The sequence below is a fragment of the Wolbachia endosymbiont (group B) of Chorthippus parallelus genome (assembly GCF_947251815.1).
Lineage (GTDB): Bacteria > Pseudomonadota > Alphaproteobacteria > Rickettsiales > Anaplasmataceae > Wolbachia.
Genome location: NZ_OX366390.1, coordinates 64,385 through 81,652, shown reverse-complemented (window position 1 = coordinate 81,652; position 17,268 = coordinate 64,385). Strand labels below are relative to the sequence as shown.

The 17,268-nt window shown below is 33.7% G+C and carries 18 protein-coding genes and 1 pseudogene; 8 read left to right on the top strand and 11 right to left on the bottom strand.

The annotated features are described in order from the left end of the window. Positions 1-26 precede the first annotated feature (26 nt). A complete protein-coding gene (gene pth / locus OPS21_RS00440; RefSeq protein WP_264336387.1) occupies positions 27-581 on the bottom strand; it encodes an aminoacyl-tRNA hydrolase in 555 nt (184 codons plus the stop codon). After that, positions 581-1,192 (bottom strand): 50S ribosomal protein L25/general stress protein Ctc, encoded by a 612-nt coding sequence (locus tag OPS21_RS00435; protein ID WP_264336388.1) that lies wholly within the window; start codon positions 1,190-1,192, stop codon positions 581-583. The genes pth and OPS21_RS00435 overlap by 1 nt, the downstream gene beginning before the upstream one ends. Before the next feature lie 142 nt (positions 1,193-1,334). Here OPS21_RS00435 and OPS21_RS00430 point away from each other — a divergent pair, with 142 nt between their 5' ends. Then, a complete protein-coding gene (locus tag OPS21_RS00430) occupies positions 1,335-1,634 on the top strand; it encodes an ETC complex I subunit (protein WP_264336389.1) in 300 nt (99 codons plus the stop codon). Positions 1,635-2,617: 983 nt separating this feature from the next. Here OPS21_RS00430 and rsmH read toward each other — a convergent pair. Further along, a complete protein-coding gene (gene rsmH / locus OPS21_RS00425; RefSeq protein ID WP_007302319.1) occupies positions 2,618-3,502 on the bottom strand; it encodes a 16S rRNA (cytosine(1402)-N(4))-methyltransferase RsmH in 885 nt (294 codons plus the stop codon). A gap of 205 nt (positions 3,503-3,707) precedes the next feature. Here rsmH and OPS21_RS00420 point away from each other — a divergent pair, with 205 nt between their 5' ends. Then, positions 3,708-4,919, top strand: a complete 1,212-nt coding sequence (locus OPS21_RS00420) for an MFS transporter (protein ID WP_012481950.1) — start codon at positions 3,708-3,710, stop codon at positions 4,917-4,919. 30 nt (positions 4,920-4,949) lie between these two features. Here the strand turns inward: OPS21_RS00420 and map are convergent, their stop codons facing one another. After that, complete coding sequence (map, locus tag OPS21_RS00415; protein ID WP_213863864.1) at positions 4,950-5,732, bottom strand: type I methionyl aminopeptidase; 783 nt, start codon at positions 5,730-5,732, stop codon at positions 4,950-4,952. 117 nt (positions 5,733-5,849) lie between these two features. Continuing rightward, positions 5,850-7,088, bottom strand: a complete 1,239-nt coding sequence (gene ftsA / locus OPS21_RS00410; protein ID WP_264336390.1) for a cell division protein FtsA — start codon at positions 7,086-7,088, stop codon at positions 5,850-5,852. A gap of 131 nt (positions 7,089-7,219) precedes the next feature. Between ftsA and def the strand changes: the two genes are divergently transcribed. From def to OPS21_RS00395, 3 genes are all read left to right on the top strand, one after another. Next, positions 7,220-7,759: a peptide deformylase gene (def, locus tag OPS21_RS00405; protein WP_264330897.1), complete on the top strand. Its 540-nt coding sequence runs from the start codon at positions 7,220-7,222 to the stop codon at positions 7,757-7,759. Further along, positions 7,749-8,522 (top strand): uracil-DNA glycosylase, encoded by a 774-nt coding sequence (locus tag OPS21_RS00400; protein WP_264330898.1) that lies wholly within the window; start codon positions 7,749-7,751, stop codon positions 8,520-8,522. The genes def and OPS21_RS00400 overlap by 11 nt, the downstream gene beginning before the upstream one ends. Before the next feature lie 445 nt (positions 8,523-8,967). Beyond that, complete coding sequence (locus tag OPS21_RS00395) at positions 8,968-9,495, top strand: demethoxyubiquinone hydroxylase family protein (protein WP_264336391.1); 528 nt, start codon at positions 8,968-8,970, stop codon at positions 9,493-9,495. A gap of 127 nt (positions 9,496-9,622) precedes the next feature. Here OPS21_RS00395 and OPS21_RS00390 read toward each other — a convergent pair whose 3' ends face one another. Next, the gene (locus tag OPS21_RS00390) at positions 9,623-10,180 is read right to left on the bottom strand and encodes a hypothetical protein (protein ID WP_264336392.1); all 558 of its coding nucleotides are present in this window, start codon (positions 10,178-10,180) and stop codon (positions 9,623-9,625) included. 95 nt (positions 10,181-10,275) lie between these two features. Next, a complete protein-coding gene (locus OPS21_RS00385; protein WP_264336393.1) occupies positions 10,276-10,854 on the bottom strand; it encodes a hypothetical protein in 579 nt (192 codons plus the stop codon). Positions 10,855-11,103: 249 nt separating this feature from the next. Between OPS21_RS00385 and purF the strand changes: the two genes are divergently transcribed. Beyond that, entirely contained in the window at positions 11,104-12,489 is a 1,386-nt protein-coding gene (purF, locus tag OPS21_RS00380; protein ID WP_264336394.1) for an amidophosphoribosyltransferase, read from the top strand. An 802-nt stretch (positions 12,490-13,291) separates the two neighbouring features. Here purF and OPS21_RS08130 read toward each other — a convergent pair. After that, positions 13,292-13,912: pseudogene (locus OPS21_RS08130) on the bottom strand (transposase); the annotation flags it as partial. On the opposite strand from OPS21_RS08130, the gene OPS21_RS00370 reads away from it, so the two are divergent. Beyond that, on the top strand, positions 13,863-14,324 hold the full coding sequence (locus OPS21_RS00370; RefSeq protein ID WP_264336396.1) for a hypothetical protein: 462 nt from the start codon (positions 13,863-13,865) through the stop codon (positions 14,322-14,324). The pseudogene OPS21_RS08130 and the gene OPS21_RS00370 sit on opposite strands and share 50 nt — an antisense overlap. Before the next feature lie 31 nt (positions 14,325-14,355). Then, positions 14,356-15,184, top strand: a protein-coding gene (locus OPS21_RS00365; protein WP_264336397.1) for an IS5 family transposase whose coding sequence is annotated in 2 segments (ribosomal slippage) — positions 14,356-14,619 and positions 14,621-15,184 — 828 coding nt in all. Because the reading frame shifts where the segments join, the coding sequence is not laid out codon by codon here. On the opposite strand, the gene OPS21_RS00360 is transcribed toward OPS21_RS00365, so the two are convergent. The 3 genes from OPS21_RS00360 to OPS21_RS00350 all read right to left on the bottom strand — a co-directional run bounded on the left by OPS21_RS00360 (position 15,105) and on the right by OPS21_RS00350 (position 17,266). Then, a complete protein-coding gene (locus tag OPS21_RS00360; RefSeq protein ID WP_264336398.1) occupies positions 15,105-15,485 on the bottom strand; it encodes a transposase in 381 nt (126 codons plus the stop codon). The genes OPS21_RS00365 and OPS21_RS00360 overlap by 80 nt on opposite strands. A gap of 122 nt (positions 15,486-15,607) precedes the next feature. After that, positions 15,608-15,955 (bottom strand): transposase, encoded by a 348-nt coding sequence (locus tag OPS21_RS00355; RefSeq protein WP_264336399.1) that lies wholly within the window; start codon positions 15,953-15,955, stop codon positions 15,608-15,610. Positions 15,956-16,321: 366 nt separating this feature from the next. Continuing rightward, complete coding sequence (locus tag OPS21_RS00350; protein WP_264336326.1) at positions 16,322-17,266, bottom strand: IS110 family RNA-guided transposase; 945 nt, start codon at positions 17,264-17,266, stop codon at positions 16,322-16,324. Between the last annotated feature and the right edge of the window lie 2 nt (positions 17,267-17,268).

Genomic DNA, 17,268 nt, shown 5'->3' with positions numbered 1-17,268 from the left:
ATGCTTGTATTGGGCAGTATTCCTTACTATACACTTCCAACTGAGCTTATAAAAGCTGTGTTATCTCCTTGTAGCATCAGGTGTATATTTTTTGCTATTTTTTCCACTAAGAGGATAACATTATCAAAATTTTCAAATTTTGATAATACATAATCTGCTAAGCTTTTCTGACCTTCGGGCCTGCCTACTCCAAATCTTAAACGCCAATAATCGTTACCAATAAAGCTATCTATAGACTTCAGTCCATTATTTCCAGCAGAGCTACCACCTTTTTTTACTTTTATTCTTCCAAATTTTAAGTCAGCATCATCATGTATAACAAAAATGTTATCTAACGATAATTTGTAAAAATTTTTTATTTTTGCAACAGGAATGCCTGAATTATTCATAAACGAATAAGGCTTTATCAGTATGGTTTTATTATTATTAATTATGCCTGAGGTTATCAAGTAATCAGCTTTCTTAGAAAATGACTGAAAATTCCAATACTTGCAAATTGCATCAATAACTATGAAGCCAATATTATGATGAGTTAATTCATATTTACTACCAGGATTACCAAGCCCAGCTATTAAATGCACTACTCCTCTGTTTTTGTTTGAGACTCTTCAACATCACTATCAGCAGCAGAAATTGTCACAATGGTGAAATTTTCTTCCTCATGAGCTACAAACTTAACACCTTCTGGTAATTTTATATCATTGATATGTATAGACTGACCGATCATTTTGCCAGATAAATCAATTTCTATGACTTGAGGTATTTTCTCAGGAGAGCATTTGACAGTAATAGAACGACACAAAACATTAAGCACTCCACCTAATTTGATTCCTGGTGATTTACTTTCATTGATGAATGATAAAGGTATATCTATTTTAATTTCACTACCTTTATCAACAAACTGAAAATCAACATGTTGCACAGTATCCTTTACTACATGCCATTGAATATCACGAACAAGAGCATATTCTTTTTTCCCTGAAATATCTAGTTCTATTAAATGTGCAGAAAGAGCACCTGATTTATATTGTTTAGTAAATTCCTTTGCAGACAATGTCAAATTTACGTTATCATGCCCTTTACCATATATAACTGCAGGTATACTTCCCTTCTCCCTCAGAGCCTGCATCGCTTTCTTTTTTTTTACATCACGTAACTCTGCATTAATTGTTACCATTTCTTGCTGTGCCATCGATTACTCCTATTCAGCTAATCCTTTTTATATAATTTAATAATATAACATAAAAATATTTATTTCAAACTTCATTCTTTCACACTAATTCTTTGTGGAAAAATTTATTTAGATATATACTTAAGATTACGTAGTAAGAACTATGAGTATTGACGATCAAGTAGTTTTTAAGATTTATAAGCCAACAAAAACTGCAACACAATCTGGCTTAGGTAATACAAAATTCTGGTACCTAAAAATTGAGCCTTGTTCTTACTATATTGAACCTTTGATGGGATGGGTTGGCTCAAAAGATCCCCAAAAACAGATTGTATTAAAGTTTGATTCTCTTGAAAAAGCAATATCTTACGCAAAGAAACACAACACAAAATACACAATTGAAATGCCAAAAGATGTTAAAAGACTGCCAAAATCTTATGCAAATAATTTTATACTAAAGTAAATTTTATTGTAGTATGTTTACCTAAAAGCTTAAATCTAAGAACATATCTTGAAAGGACTTAAGTGGTTAAGCATATATTAAAGAGTTCTTGCAGTAAGGAGAGCACGCTCATACGTCAAGCAAATAATGTTTACCTAAAATTCTTTGACATTCGCAGCTTTCTTGGCAATCATATCCCATTTTCAGTAAACAGTGATTCTTCTATATATTAGAAAAATTTTTATTTTAATTAGCGTTAAACAATAGGCGCCTATTGGTTTTTAGCTAAAGTAAAAGTCAAATATCTGGAATTCTGGACATAAAATCCTCCTGTGTAAAAAAGATTAGAAAAAAATGCAGTGCACATACGACAGAGATTAAGTATACGTGTATACACTGAAGAAGACACACTACATTTAATGAGTTTGATTGTTTAATAGAAAAAGTCTGCAGACAAAGATAGATTTTGAGCTCTTAAAATATCTCTAATTGTAATTATAATTAGATTTGAAATATGCGCAAGCAATTTTTCATGTTAATATTTCAAATTAGGCCTCTTGCATAACTATATTAAACTCCCTCATTATATATTTTATTGCATTAATAATTGTTATCGCCCCTTGTGCAACATTTGGCCTTGTCACTTATATCACTTAGATACAACTCACCTTCCTATTTTTTGCATCTTATTCTTTTCTTTTTTCCCTTTCAAGATAGGTTCTAATTGTTATTCTGGGTTTTAAGTTGTGCTAACACACTACAGAGAGTCGAATCTGGCTAGCTAGTATCAAAGGGTTATTTTTTAGGTATTTCTCCGTAAGACTGCAAGTTTTTTTAGATTACTCAAATAACTCCATTCTGCTTGCAGGACTTTTATGTCGCTTTGCACTAAATTAATTTTATGCTTTATTTATGCTAGTTCTCTATTTAGTGATTGAACGTGTAATTTTACCTTAAATAACCCTACAATAAAAATATAATTATTGAAATGGCATGAAAGGTCCTCATGATAACCTTTGTATAGCTCTCAGTTTTGCTGAACGCGCGCGTGGATTTACATTTATTTCTTCTGAACTTGCTTTGATCACTTTTTTATTTAAAAGGGAGAATGTTTTAGTAGATCCTGGTTCACATAAATCTTTAAAAACAGTTTTGACTATACGATCTTCTAAAGAATGAAAAGTAACTACAATTAATTTGCCGTTCTCACTTAAAATCTCAGATGCAGCTTTAATACCCTTTTCAAGCTCTCCTAGCTCATCATTTACCCATATTCTGATTGCCTGAAATGTCCTAGTTGCAGGGTCAATCTTGCTTTTTCCACGAAACACTACAGAACGTACAATATCCGCAAGTTCAAATGTAGTTTTGATAATTTTCTTCTTCCGCGCATTTACTATCGCTCTTGCGATTCTGCGGGAATGACGCTCACCCCCATAATTATATATAGTGTTCGCAATCTCTTCTTCACGTAAAGCGTTAACAAACGTCGAAGCATTCATATGAGAATAGTTATCCATGCTCATGTTAAGTGGGCCATCACGTAGAAATGAGAATCCTCTATCTCCATTATCAAGCTGCATAGATGAAACTCCAACGTCGAAAACTATTCCATTGATACCTTTAATATTATTACTATCTAATAAATTTTTGATATTACTAAACTTTTCAATAAATAACTTTATTCTATTAGGGTATTTAACATTTAGATCATCATAAAATTTAGTAACTGTTTCATCTCTATCAACTGCATACACTTTGCAATCAGCGGATTCCAATATTGCTTTGCTATATCCTCCAGCTCCAAACGTGGCATCCACATATATACCACCACTGTGTGGTGACAATTGCAGTAGCATCTCTTTCAACAAAACTGGAATATGTGTCATATCAAGAGACTTTGTGCACTTAAATTAAAATAACTTTCTCGCCAAAAAATATATGGAAATATATAGGTATAGTATAAGAATATTTAAATATAATCAACGATATAAAAATTTAATAAGATAATATTATTAATATAACATTTACATAATTCACGTTTGAAAAAGTAAGTAATATTACTATAATATCAAACAAATTACGGAAGATTTCGTGCAACAAATAACAAAAGTAATACTATCAAGTTTAATTTGTAACACTTTGTTGTGGTATGATCACATGCTTTTCAGCCATCTAATAAGCATAATCGGAGATGTGTTTTTTCCATCAGACGACAAATTAGTCAGCATACTTAAAGCTTTTGGAGTGTTTGCAGTGGGTTTCTTAATAAGACCAATTGGTGCTGCTATATTTGGCCACATTGGCGATAAATATGGAAGAAGGATTGCTCTATTTCTCTCTATCATATTGATGACTCTATCAACCGTACTTATTGCATTTGTTCCAGGCTATCAGAACATTGGGGTACTCGCATCAGTACTGGTGGTATGTTTAAGATTATTGCAGGGTATATCTCTTGGAGGAGAGGCAGGAAATGCCCCATTTTTAATAGAGCATGCTCCTAAAAATAAAAGAGGATTCTTTGGCAGTATTGAAGTATTGAGCGCAATTCTTGGCTCAATATTAAGTCTTATAGTGGTGCTTATATGCAAAAAAGTATCCGATTTTGAATCTTGGGGATGGAGATTGCCTTTTATTTTCAGTTTTGTAATAGGATTAATCAGTATATATATGAGATATATACTCGATGAAAGCCCAGAATATAAAAAGCAGGAAAAGCCACATGAATTACCGTTAAAAGAACTGTTAAATGGCTATAAAAAACCTTTTCTAATATCAATTGGAGTTGACATAGTTGAGAATGCATCTCTTTACATATATTTAGTGTTTTTTAATCTACTTGCATCAACAATAAACACTCACTTTAATCACGCAGTAGAAATATTGAATCAGGTTGCACTTGGAGGATTGACTATACTATTTGCAATACTTTCTGATAAGGTAGGGAGAGAAAGAGTCATGAAATTTGCATTTGTGACTTTTATAGTAGTAAGTTATCCAGTTTTTTCAATGATACTAAGTGGTAATAATTTGCTCACCATAATGGCGCACGTTCTTTTTATAATCCCAATAGCTGCTTCTCTTGGTCCTGTTAGCGCGTTTATGTGCGAATTATTCCCAATAAAGGTACGATACAGTGGATTTGGTTTATCAAGAAATATAGCTTCGGGATTTTTTGGTGGTCTTGCACCATTTATATGCACAACTATTATCAAAGTTACAGGACAAGGAACTTTAGCAAGTTTTTACATGATTTTCTGTGCACTAATTGGGTTAGTTGCTATATCACAAGTTAAGAGTTAGATTTTTTCAAAAACCAAGTGTTTAAAAAATCTAATCATAAGGTGGAAAATGCCAATTTTTAGGTGATAGTGTAAATATTTCAACTCCATCTTTTGTGACTCCAAGCGTATGCTCAAACTGTGCAGAAAGTGAAAGATCACGTGTTGTCACTGTCCAGCCATCTAGCTTGCTGAGCAGAGTTTCATGTTTTCCAGCATTGATCATTGGTTCTACCGTAAAAAACATGCCTTCTTTTAAGATAAGATCCTCACCTTCATCATAAAAATGTACAACATTTGGTGGAGCATGAAAAACCTTTCCTATGCCATGTCCACAATAATTGCGTACGATAGAATATCCAAAATCTTCAATATATTTTTCTATAGCAAATCCTATTTCATTTAACTTATTGCCGGGCTTAACTTGTTTTATCGCTTCCATTAGCGCATTGTAGGCAGCATTACACAAACGCTTTGCTTTTATTGAGGGTTTACCGGTCCAAAACATGCGACTTGTATCACCATACCAGCCATTTAAAATCACTGTAACGTCAATATTTAAAATATCTCCATCTTTAAGAGGTTTATCATCAGGAATACCATGACATACAACAGCATTTTTCGAAGTACAAATTGATTTCGGATATCCCTTATAATTCAGTGGTGCTGGAATTGCACCTGCATTGATTATAAAATCATGACATAGATCATTTAATTCATTAGTTGTTACGCCTACTTTGACGTGTGGTGCAATAAAATCAAGGGTTTCAGCTGCAAGCCTGCCAGCTTTACGCATAAAGTCAAAATCTTCTTGTGAATGTATAGTTATGTTCATGTTTCTTACGTTTTATTGTAATTTTCTGCTTCTCTTACGGATACATAAGTGTAATAATACTATAAAAATAAGCTCCTAGATCAAGCCATTTGTATATTAAGAGATAAAGACAAAAATCTAGACTGTGACTTTTGATTTAACCCAATGGTATAACTTACTTATTTTGCCATCGTGACCAAGCATTCCAGAATTATTTCTATAAAAGGTGTCAACTATTAGCTTTATAGAGCCTAAAGCAGCAGAAAATACAGGATTTTTGTCGTATTCGCCATCAAGACCGCTACAAGATTCAGGGCATCCGATACGGACTTGTTTATTGAATATATAGCTTGCAATTTCTTTCATGCTTGTGAGTTGACTGGTTCCACCTGTGATCACTACTTTATTAATTGGATCTTTCTGTTCTTGAAATTGTTCTCTTATCAGCTCAAGTATTTCCTCAACCCTTGGTCTTATGATGTTAACAAGTTCAGACTTAAACACTTGAGTTGGTTCATCGCTTTCATTACTTTGCACTGCAATACATTCATTCTCATCTATTGAAGTTACAATAGTGCTACCGTATAGTATTTTTATGCGTTCAGCATGCTCTATACTTGTGCATAGTCCATAAGCTATATCTCGGGTAATGTGAATGCCACCAATTGGAATGCTGCTTGTGTACACAAGTTTTCCTCTCTTAAAAATTCCAATTGCAGTGCATCCACCTCCTATGTCAACAACGGCAGTTCCTAGCTCTTTTTCATCTTCACTTAGACAAGCAAGACCTGCAGAATATGCAGAAGCAACACAACCAGCCATACTTATCCCACTATTATTAGTTATGCAATTTTCAATGTTGGTAAGAGCTGGACGCGAAGCAGTGACAACATTAACATCAGCAGACAATCTTTTTCCATATAATCCACTGACCTCCTTTATGTCAGTCATATCATCTAAGTGATATTTAAGTGGTATATTGTGAATTATAACATTTTCTTCGATATATTTCTCAAATGTCTGAAAGACTACACGTTTTATATCTCGGTCTAAAATTTCGTGATTAGCTGCAATTATTTCGTTATGTACGTTAAAAGACGAAATCCCACATCCAGCCACATTCACATATATCTGGTCTATAGTCTCTTCTGATACTTGTTCAGCTAAACCTACAGTTGATGAAATAGAGTAACTTGCATGCTTTGCGTCAGTTATTGATCCACCATTTATACCTTCTGCACTTTTATAACCCACTCCTATTATTTTATAGCTAAAATTGCTATTGATTTTAACAATGAGACAGATAATTTTTGTTGTACCCACGTCTAAAACAGCAAAAACATTCTGCTTTGGTTTTGTTATTACTGCAGAGTACATTGGTTGACCTTATGATGCGATTCCATTTAAATTGTAGCTTCCCTGAATGAATTTATATTTCTATCATAAATGTAGCAACATTTTAATATACCTAGACAAAAAGAAAAATAAAACACAGAATTACAATTTTTATGTCTAAGTTACCAATTGTAATTGCCCCTGACGAAAGATTAACTACACGCGCCAGTGAAGTAACAGATATAACCGATAAAATTAAAGAATTAGTAAACGACATGTTCGAAACTATGTACGATGCAGAAGGTCTTGGTCTTGCTGCAGTACAAGTTGGAGTGCTGAAGAGAATTTTTGTCATGGACGTTCAGACAGAAAAGGCTGGAGATGAGTTAGTAGGATATGATTCAGTTGGTAAGTTTTGCATGATTAATCCTGAAGTTAAGGAATTATCCGATGAACAAGTGATTATGAGCGAAGGATGTCTTTCAATTCCGGAGCAAAGCCATGAAATCAAGCGTCCAAAATATTTAACTGTAAAATATAAAAACTTAAATAACGAAGAACAGACGCTAAAAGCTAGTGGTTGGCTTGCAAGGTGTATTCAGCATGAATTGGATCACTTAAATGGTATATTATACATTAGACATTTATCTAAGTTGAAGTATGATTTGGCTATGAAAAAAGCACAAAAGGTTAAGAGACACTATGAGCAATGAAGATCTAGAATTGTTGAAGTTCTATCATGAAGTGGGAGTTGATTGCACACTAACTGAAAGTGAAGAGGAAAAAAAAATGGAAAATGAGAGAGCTGTACAGTCTTCTGTCATCGAGCAGAAAAAAGCCATGTTCCCAAGTGACTGGATCATTGAAGCAAGGAAACTTGCAAGTGAATGTGGTAGTGTAGATGAACTAAGAAGTGCAGTTAAGTCATTTGAGGGTTGTGAAATAAAAAAAACTGCAACTAATACTGTTTTTTCCGATGGTAATCCAAATGCAAAAATCATGCTTGTTGGTGAAGCACCAGGAGCAAATGAAGACCTTAAAGGCATACCATTTTGTGGTGCAAGCGGAATGCTGCTTGATAAGATGCTCAGTGCAATTAGTTTGGACCGCACTAAGGTGTACATAAGCAACGCGGTGTTTTGGCGTCCACCAGGTAATAGAAAACCAACTGACCTAGAGCTTGATATGTGCAGACCATTTGTTGAGAAGCACATTGCTCTTATTTTACCGCAAATTCTGATTTTTGTCGGAGGAATTGCATGTTATAGCCTTCTTGATAACACAAAGACTATATCGAACTTGCGTGGCAGATTTCATACTTATACTAACCAATATTTATCTCATTCAATTACTACAGCCGCTATATTTCATCCAGCCTATCTACTTCGTCAACCAGCACAAAAACGCTTAGCTTGGGAAGATTTGAAGAAGATTAGGGAATATCTTGATAATACCAATAACTACACGGATGTTTAGCTTACTACTCGTTATCATCTTAGTACCGGCTAATTGAATTAAATATTAAAAAATCTACTAAACAGAGAAAAAGGCAAAAGAAAATCTATCAGCTACTACCTATTTTTTTAATTGGCGTTTTTCATTGTGTTAAATCCTTTGATAAGCGCATTTTAGCTTATGTGGGTAAAAGTTTTATAAAGACATAGAGTGCACATAGTGCAAAAAATTAAACATCAAGTATATTGAGCTTTTTGTCGCTTTATCTGCACAGACTGAAGATAAATAATATATCTTCACCCTTATTTTAAGGAGAATGGAGGAGTCCGTCAAGTAACTCTTGCCGTTGCTATAGCTGCTTGAGTTCTGTAATCACAATGTTTGTGCAATGTACGCATGGAATTTTATTTACTCTATAATATGTTGGTTTATAGTAGTACTAATGCAGAAATAAAGGGAGGAGACATTGGAAAGCAATATAAAAAAATTGAAAGGAAATTTTTTAGAACGAGCAATTAGAGTAAATCATGCTGGCGAATATGGAGCCATTTGCATTTATTCCGGTCAAAAATTTATTCTTAAAAAATCTTCCATAATTGACAAAATAATTGAAATGGAGGAGCAGGAAAAAAAACATTTCCACTATTTTAATGAGAAAATCAAGGAGCAAAGAGTTCGTCCTACTGTTTTGTTGCCAGTTTGGAATGTTTTAGGGGTGTCACTTGGTGTTGTAACTGCTATGATGGGTAAAAAAGCTGCTATGGCTTGCACTGCTGCAGTTGAAGAGGTGATCGGAGAGCATTACAAGAAGCAGGTCTTACATTTAGAAGATGGGGAATTAAGAGAAACTATAAGTAAGTTTCGTGATGAGGAGTTAGAACACAGAGATATTGCAATTCAGCACAATGCTGAAAGCGCACTTGGCTACAACGTTTTATCTTTGTTCATAAAAACAAGCTGCAAAGCTGCTATTTACTTCTCTAAATTGATTTAATCAATCACTATTTGACAACCATATTTGCCTTTAGTCCTTGTGCTAATTGCTGCCCCATATCCTCTACTCCAATCGAATGCGTATGAATGTTTATAATTAACTTCTTAATTCTTATCCTAAAAATACATTAATTTAATTCCCTACTAGAGTTTTCTTGTTGTTGTAAACATGTTTGCATAAGACTAGTAGATGGAACGTTTTTAATAGTCTGAGTTAACTCCTCAGGAATATTTTCAAAACTCTTGCCCATAACTTCTAAAACACTTTTCCCCTGTATAAGACAATTCCCTCCAAAGCTTGATTTGTTTTCTAACTTGCTAAACCTTATTTTGCTTTTCTCATCAATTTCTACTACCATTTTGTTACCATCTTTCCGTAGATAAATACTAATCTCTCCTATTTTAGTAGTAAAAAATATTTCAATACCACCTTTTAAGATATCTGTGTAATTTCTTTTTCCATCTTCTGTAATTTCAACTTTTACTATACTTTCCTCAATCTGAAATATGCCAACTTCTAAATCCTTAGCTTTTTCATTATTTAAAGTTCTTGCAGTTTCAACAATACTACCTTGTGGATACTTAATATAAAAATATTTATTATCTACTTCTACTTCAAGATCATATTTATCAATTTGCTTGTTATTTTCTTTCACAATACCTTCATATGCTAGACCCTCTAGCATTTTTTTCTTACTCTTACATTGTTCGTTAAGATCGTTTAAATAATTAGAGCCGTAATATCCGCCTTCAATATCGCTGTAAAAAGATAATCCTTTTTCTACCCCACTTTTAACACTAAATTACGAGTGATCTTTTGTATGATATTTTTTGTAGTTGAATTGTGTGGATTTGCATGAAAGCGATTAATTAATTCTTCCATTTTTTCAAATATAAAATTTGTTACAGTCTTATTATCCTTACCGTAATATGAGTTTAATCTTATTCCTTGATTTAAATAATCCTCTATTATGCATTCCATGTACTTTAAAACGCTTTCTTGCTCATCGTGTTCTGTTATACCTTTTATCATCTCATCACAAAATTTTTTAACTAGAATTTGTTCATCTGTAGTCAATGGTATTTGCAATTTCGTAGAAGATGGGTCTCGCTCAAAAAGATAAATTATTGACAATTCCTCTGCTCTTTTAACAAAGTCATAACTCCTTAGATATTCTGCAACATCTTTGTTTTTTGCGTACCTTTTCTTGGTTAAATCCATATGCCTATCTTTACGACTTATAGTCGGTAATTTTGGATTTGATGAACTACTCTGTTGACTATTGAAGAAGCTGTTAGAGAACTGTTCAGGCTCTAAAATAAGATTACTTTCACCTTGTTTACCTACTTGCTTAGACATATTATATACCATAACCACTAAAACTTTTTAGTGATTACTTTAATACATAGATAAGTCAATAAAAATATCTTTTTCTCTTCAGTACTAAAAAATTGTCAAAAATCTCAAAATTGGTTAATTGCACATAACCTACTTTCTGGTATACATCAAAACTACCGTAGAAAGCTTCAACTTTGAAAGGGATTAACAAATAAAATTCTTGTACTTTGCCTCTACTAAAGTACAATCAGGCTTTATTTAATATTTTTCATGCTTGATGAAGTACATGAGGAGTGTGGGGTATTTGGTATAAGTTACAACCAAAGTGCTGCTTTTAACTCTATACTTGCTCTCCACGCTTTGCAGCATAGAGGTCAAGAGTCTTTTGGCGTAGTAACCAGTAACAACGATAAGCTGCACTCTTATCACTTTCAAGGTCAAGTGAGCAGTGTATTTGATGATATAGATGAAATAAAGAAATCCTTACCTGGAGATTGTGCAATAGGTCATGTTCGATACTCAACAAGTGGTAGTAAATTTGGAGTGCAGCCCATGTTTGGCAAAAGTGGCAAATTTGGGGATTTTGCCATAGCACATAATGGTAATTTAATTAATATTTCTCCGATACGCGAACAATTAATCAAACAAGAGTGCGTTTTTCAGTCAGATATTGATACAGAAGTAGTAGTGCATCTGACAGCAAGCGGTGAAAAAGATAGCTTTTTAGAGAGTTTTATATATGCATTAAAGCAAATACAAGGTGCTTATTCTTTTGTGGCAATCAATCAAGAAGTAGTTATTGGAGTACGTGATCCATCTGGAATCAGGCCTCTTGTTTTAGGAAAGTTAAACGGTTCTTACGTTCTTACATCTGAAACTTGTGCTCTTGATATAATAAATGCAGAGTTTGTTAGAGAAATAGAACCAGGCGAATTAGTTACCATCAGTTCGGATAGTAAGCTAGCCTCAATGTTTCCTTTCCCACAGCAAAAATCAAGTTTTTGTATTTTTGAATACGTTTACTTTTCGAGACCAGACAGCATAATGGAGAATAGGTCCATATATGATATAAGAAAAGAAATAGGAAGAATACTTGCAGAAGAGAGCCCACCAAAAAACAATGTAGATATGGTTGTACCAATACCTGATTCTGGAATACCTGCAGCTATTGGATATGCAAAGCATTCAGGATTACCTATGGAACTGGGGATAATTCGTAATCATTACATAGGAAGAACTTTTATACAACCCACCGCTGAAGTACGTAAAGTTAGAATAAAATTAAAATTCAATGCTAATAAGCACACTTTGAAAGGCAAAAACATAATTTTAATAGATGATAGTATAGTGCGTGGTAGTACGTTAACAAACATAATAGTTATGCTAAAGGATGCAGGAGTAAAAGAGATTCACCTCAAAATTTCAAGCCCACCAATTAAGCATTCTTGTTTTTATGGAATAGATACGCCAGAGTGCAAAGATTTAATTGCTGCAAATAAATCTGTAGAGGAAATTAAGGAAGTTATAGGAATAGATAGCCTAGCCTTCTTGAGTATTAATGGACTATACAGGGCTGTTAAAGAAGAAAAACGTAACAACGCTACACCGCAATATTGCGATGCTTGTTTCACTGGTGATTATCCGATTGGTAAGTAATCTATTATTAATGAAGGTGAGGTTTTTTCTATATTACATTAACAGTTTTAAAAATAGGTTTTTGCATAACCATATAGTTTTTGCCTGGGCGTCATTTGAGTAAAAACTACTTTACAAATTTCGTCATTCCCTTTACTATGATACTAAGAGTATTTATCCTTGTTTTTGACCTGCAGGCTCAATGACAAAATTCAGATATTTATTGGCAAATTACACAAAAATTATAGCGGCTGTATGTCTTTTTTATTTTTTCTACATTCAGCCAAATCGCGCTTGTTAGTACATTATCAATTTAAATTATTAAAACTCGTCACACGGGGATTCTTTTGCCTTTTTTCTTCGTTTAGTAAATTTCTTAATATTTGTAACTAAAGTAATTTTAGAGAGGCGTTATGTAAGTAGCTGACACACAGCTGTACGAGCATTCATTTTTGAAGATAGCAAAGGTGCCATTCAAGTAGCTGACACTGGGATCCATCTCTTAATACAGCCTCATCAAAAATGTTGTGTTTTAACATAAAATTAGCTGCTTCTATGCTCATAAACTTAATATCCAATCAAATTTCCTGGATCCCAGTGTCAGCTACTTGAATGAAAAATAAAGATACTGGGATGACAGGAGTGTGAGGTAAGGCTACATCCATATTCCAACAGGTATGACGGTATCATTCCAGCACTTGATGTTGGAATTCAGGAATTTTTTGAGCATGAAAGTTATGCTAAGTTTTTGTTGGTAAGTAAAGGCTGGATCCCAGTGGGCTTTGTTGCATAGCACCTTAAGCAGTGATGGTTTACGACAAATTTATGTAATGATTTCAAATTTAGCCATACCAATATCAGTGAATTTGTTAAGCAAATAGCACTTAATTAGTAATTCTTTTTCACAATTTACTTCAGATTTATTCCTAAACAAATACTTGCTTCAACCTTGAGAAAAATCCTTCTATGTAAGATCTTTTTCCATAAATTGCTTCCTTTTTCCACTCTTTTACACCATCTTGTCCATATAATTTTATTAACCTAATAGCAGCATTTCTGTCAGACAATAATCTATTTTTGAATGTTCTGCTGCGTCCTTTTTTGGTAGAACTTTTGTCTTTATATCGTATTTCTTACACAATTTATAAAGTTTGTGCCTATCGTATGCCCTATCTGCATATAATGCTTTTATTTTGTGCTGAAAATTAACTTCTTCAAGCAAGCTCCATAGTGGTCAGAGTAGACGCCATTACTGTATCTTGCAGCTATAGCTTTTTTACTATTCATACTTAACATAACATGTAACTTTCTTACTTGCTCGTAGCTTCGGTACTTTCTATCTGTACTGTTTTCCTTACTGTGGCCAGGAGTGTTACTGTAAATTTGTGCTATCTATGATAATTTCAATATTTTCCATGTTGCTTTTATCAATCCTGCAATCATTTTTAGCTCCTGTTATTGATTGTGGTAGTTACATAGAGTTTTTAAATGAAAAAGAAGTTGATCATATTAATAATAAGATGTTTGGTGGTACAAAAGTATTTCGTGATGTAAAAAATGATATTGCAGAAAGAGATCTGCCACCATATGGTGCCAAACAAATATATGCAATAGACTTTTTTTATCCAGACATTGCTTATTGCGTTATGAATAAAGTAATGGAGAGCTCTTTAATCAGCGAATATAAAGATGAAGATACAGGTAAAGTTAAATATAAGCTATCCATTGATCCTGCGCGTGTGCCAGCTATGAAACCACAAACTCTTGAAGAAAAAGTAGGGACGGGTGGACCAAGTGTAGATAGTGATTTTGGTAGTTCACCTAAGAACCTGTACATGATCTCAAGAAAGGAATAAAGTAGGAGATGATGTATATGGACAAAGATATATGAGAAATTTATACCCAAGTGACATAAGTCGAGAACAATTTGAAAAAATCAGACCAATTCTGGAGAGTAGCAGGAAGAAAACAAAACCAAGAAAACTTGACTTATATGATGTATTTTGTGGAGTACTATACATCCTAAAAAGCGCCTGCCAGTGGAGAATGCTGCCAAAAGATTTTCCAAAATGGCGAAGTTGTTATGATTATTTAAAAAAATGGAGTGAAAAATCAAGCGAAGGTACAGAAAGTATTTTGGAACGTGTATTAAAAAAAATTAGTTGGAGAGGTCCGTATTGGCAATGGGAGGAAAGAGAAAACCAGCTTTTGTATAATTGATGCTCAGAGCGTAAAAAACGCAGATACCGCTGAGAATAAGGGCTACAATGCTGGTAAAAAAATTTCAGGAATAAAGCGCCATATTGCAGTAGATACTCAAGGGTTACCACACGCAATTTATGTAACAACTGCAGAAATAACTGACCGCAGCAGTGCTGTGAAAATGGTCGGAAATGCTAAAGAAACCCTCTCTGAAGTTAAAAATATATTGGTTGATGCTGGCTACAATGGAGAAAATTTTGCAACACAAATAAAGGCAACTATTGGTGCCAATGTTGAAGTAATAAAGCGAAGCGAATTACACACTTTTGCTGTATTGCCGAAAAGATGGGTTGTCGAGCGCTCTTTTGCTTGGCTGGAAAAATGCAGGCGTTTGTGGAAAAATTGCGAGCGAAAACTCAACACTATAGTATTTTCTAAAATGGATGATAAAGTTCCATTATGGCATTACCAACCAAAAGTTGTAAGTCTGTATATTTATACATTAGAGGTCTGAGGCGGCTTTTGATGTTATGCCAACAGTGTTCTATGGGATTCAAATCTGGTGAATATGTTGGAAGATAGAGCAAATGACAGCCAAAAGATTCTATTAATGACCTTGTTGTAGGAGTCTTATGAAATGTAGCATTATCCATAACTATGGTTGTGCCAAGTGGCAATTGAGGTAATAACATCTTCTCCAGCCATATATTGAATACCTCTTTGTCACACCCACCTTTGAAAGTCATTGGTGCAATAAATCTCTTTCCAATCCACCCGGCTACTATACTGATTCTCTCTCGCTGGAATATCTTCATAAATTTTCTTTCCTCTTGGAGCACGTCCATATTCTCGGTATAACTTATTATCAACTCCTGCTTTATCTATATATAAGATGCTGGAATGTTCTATTTTTGAGATTTTATCAATAAATTGCTGCCTATCTTCTTGATTGCGCTCTTGATATAGTGTGACTTTTTTTTAAAGTAATTTTTAGCTGTTTTAGTCTATACCAAATTGAATTTATTCCAAATCCAAGATTTTGTTTCATCTCTGCCAGAGTATGATCTGGATTCTTTGTAACATATTCTTCGAGTATTTTTGGGTCTATTTTTCGAATAAAGCTACCGTTTTTAGATGGCTTTAGGCTTTCACCAGCAGCTTTCTTTTTTAACCAGCGGTACAGAGTTGCTATTCCTATCTCCATGAGCTCTGCTATCTCAACCTTTGTCTTCCCTTTTTCTATCATCAATACTGCCTTTTCCCTTAAATCCACACTATATGCCATTATAACTTAAATACCTTATTATATCTTTATCATTTACTTTAGGAAATACTATAGCTTACAAATGATCGTTCTTGCTTTCTCTGCTTTACTCCTCAAAAGATTATGAACAGGTTCTTAGATCAACTATGTTTTTTAAAATTTTTTGAATTTAGTTTCATTACAACTTTTGTTTGTAATTTTGTTTTTTATTCGAGTAAAAAGTGCATTTTTGACAATAAAAACCCTAACTTAATCATAGAAAAATTTTGTATCAAACAACAGTTACTGCTTAGATCTTATGGTTAACGAATATGTGTATAAATACTTTAAATGTGTGTAGACGTATTTATCCACATATTCGTTAACCTATTTTCTATGCAGATTTTTTTAATTCACATTGACTGCTTCTTTAAGCCTCGCATTGGCAATTACTATGATTTTACGCATTAGAGCTGTCATAGCCACCATCTTCTTTTTACCTTTACCAACAAGCCTTGAATAGAAGGCACCAAGCGCAGACTTAGACCTTGAAGCAGACATCGCAGCTGTAAAAAGCTTTTCACGAACGTTGCTTCTGCCACCACTTATTCTGCGATAACCAATAGTTTTACCACTTTCTTTCGGATGAGGTGCAACTCCAGCAAGACTTGCAATTTCTCCCCTACTTACATAACCAAGTTCTGGCATTAGACACAGAAAATCTTGAGATAATTTTGCACCTATTCCTGGAACTGTTTTAAGGATTTTTTGGCGCTTTTGTAACTCTGGATTCTCATCAATAATTTTTTGTATGGTATTGTTGAGCTCATCTATCTGGCTATTAAAGAATTCAATAGTTTTCTGACAGCTTTCTTTTATATGGTCGTTTTCAGGTGCTGCAAGCCTAGATTTCTCTTGAGCTCTCATTTTTGTAATGTCATCACGACGTTGACAAAGTGCAACTAAGGTTGTTTGTTCTTTTGACATAGGTGCAAATAGAGATAGAGTACTATAGCGTTCAAACCCATACTGAGCAAGGGCTCTTGCATCTGATTGATCAGACTTTGCTAAAGTTCCATGAGATAGAACAAAGCTTTTTACTTTGCGAGTATTAGCTCGATGTACAGCAATATCTTTATCAACAAGAAAATGTGCTAAGCCAAGCTCATATTTTCCAGTGTTTTCCAGAGTTACTAAAGAATTAGGTAAGATATTTGAAAAATCTTGAAACAATTGTTGCCAGCCAGCAGTATCATTGTCGAATTCGACAGCGTTCTTCTGTTTGTGAACTGCAACAACATTTTTAAATTTTCCGATATCAATGCCAATAAAATTTTGATAAGATGTAATCATAA

What these genes read in the sequence shown, in the direction of transcription:
- OPS21_RS00385 (WP_264336393.1), bottom strand. Translation starts at nt 10,854, where the DNA reads ATGTCTAAGCAAGTAGGTAAACAAGGTGAAAGTAATCTTATTTTAGAG.
- OPS21_RS00430 (WP_264336389.1), top strand. Translation starts at nt 1,335, where the DNA reads ATGAGTATTGACGATCAAGTAGTTTTTAAGATTTATAAGCCAACAAAA.
- OPS21_RS00360 (WP_264336398.1), bottom strand. Translation starts at nt 15,485, where the DNA reads ATGAAGATATTCCAGCGAGAGAGAATCAGTATAGTAGCCGGGTGGATT.
- OPS21_RS00390 (WP_264336392.1), bottom strand. Translation starts at nt 10,180, where the DNA reads ATGCTAGAGGGTCTAGCATATGAAGGTATTGTGAAAGAAAATAACAAG.
- ftsA (WP_264336390.1), bottom strand. Translation starts at nt 7,088, where the DNA reads ATGTACTCTGCAGTAATAACAAAACCAAAGCAGAATGTTTTTGCTGTT.
- OPS21_RS00435 (WP_264336388.1), bottom strand. Translation starts at nt 1,192, where the DNA reads ATGGCACAGCAAGAAATGGTAACAATTAATGCAGAGTTACGTGATGTA.
- OPS21_RS00350 (WP_264336326.1), bottom strand. Translation starts at nt 17,266, where the DNA reads ATGATTACATCTTATCAAAATTTTATTGGCATTGATATCGGAAAATTT.
- purF (WP_264336394.1), top strand. Translation starts at nt 11,104, where the DNA reads ATGCTTGATGAAGTACATGAGGAGTGTGGGGTATTTGGTATAAGTTAC.
- OPS21_RS00355 (WP_264336399.1), bottom strand. Translation starts at nt 15,955, where the DNA reads ATGGCATATAGTGTGGATTTAAGGGAAAAGGCAGTATTGATGATAGAA.
- OPS21_RS00370 (WP_264336396.1), top strand. Translation starts at nt 13,863, where the DNA reads ATGATAATTTCAATATTTTCCATGTTGCTTTTATCAATCCTGCAATCA.
- def (WP_264330897.1), top strand. Translation starts at nt 7,220, where the DNA reads ATGTCTAAGTTACCAATTGTAATTGCCCCTGACGAAAGATTAACTACA.
- OPS21_RS00400 (WP_264330898.1), top strand. Translation starts at nt 7,749, where the DNA reads ATGAGCAATGAAGATCTAGAATTGTTGAAGTTCTATCATGAAGTGGGA.
- rsmH (WP_007302319.1), bottom strand. Translation starts at nt 3,502, where the DNA reads ATGACACATATTCCAGTTTTGTTGAAAGAGATGCTACTGCAATTGTCA.
- map (WP_213863864.1), bottom strand. Translation starts at nt 5,732, where the DNA reads ATGAACATAACTATACATTCACAAGAAGATTTTGACTTTATGCGTAAA.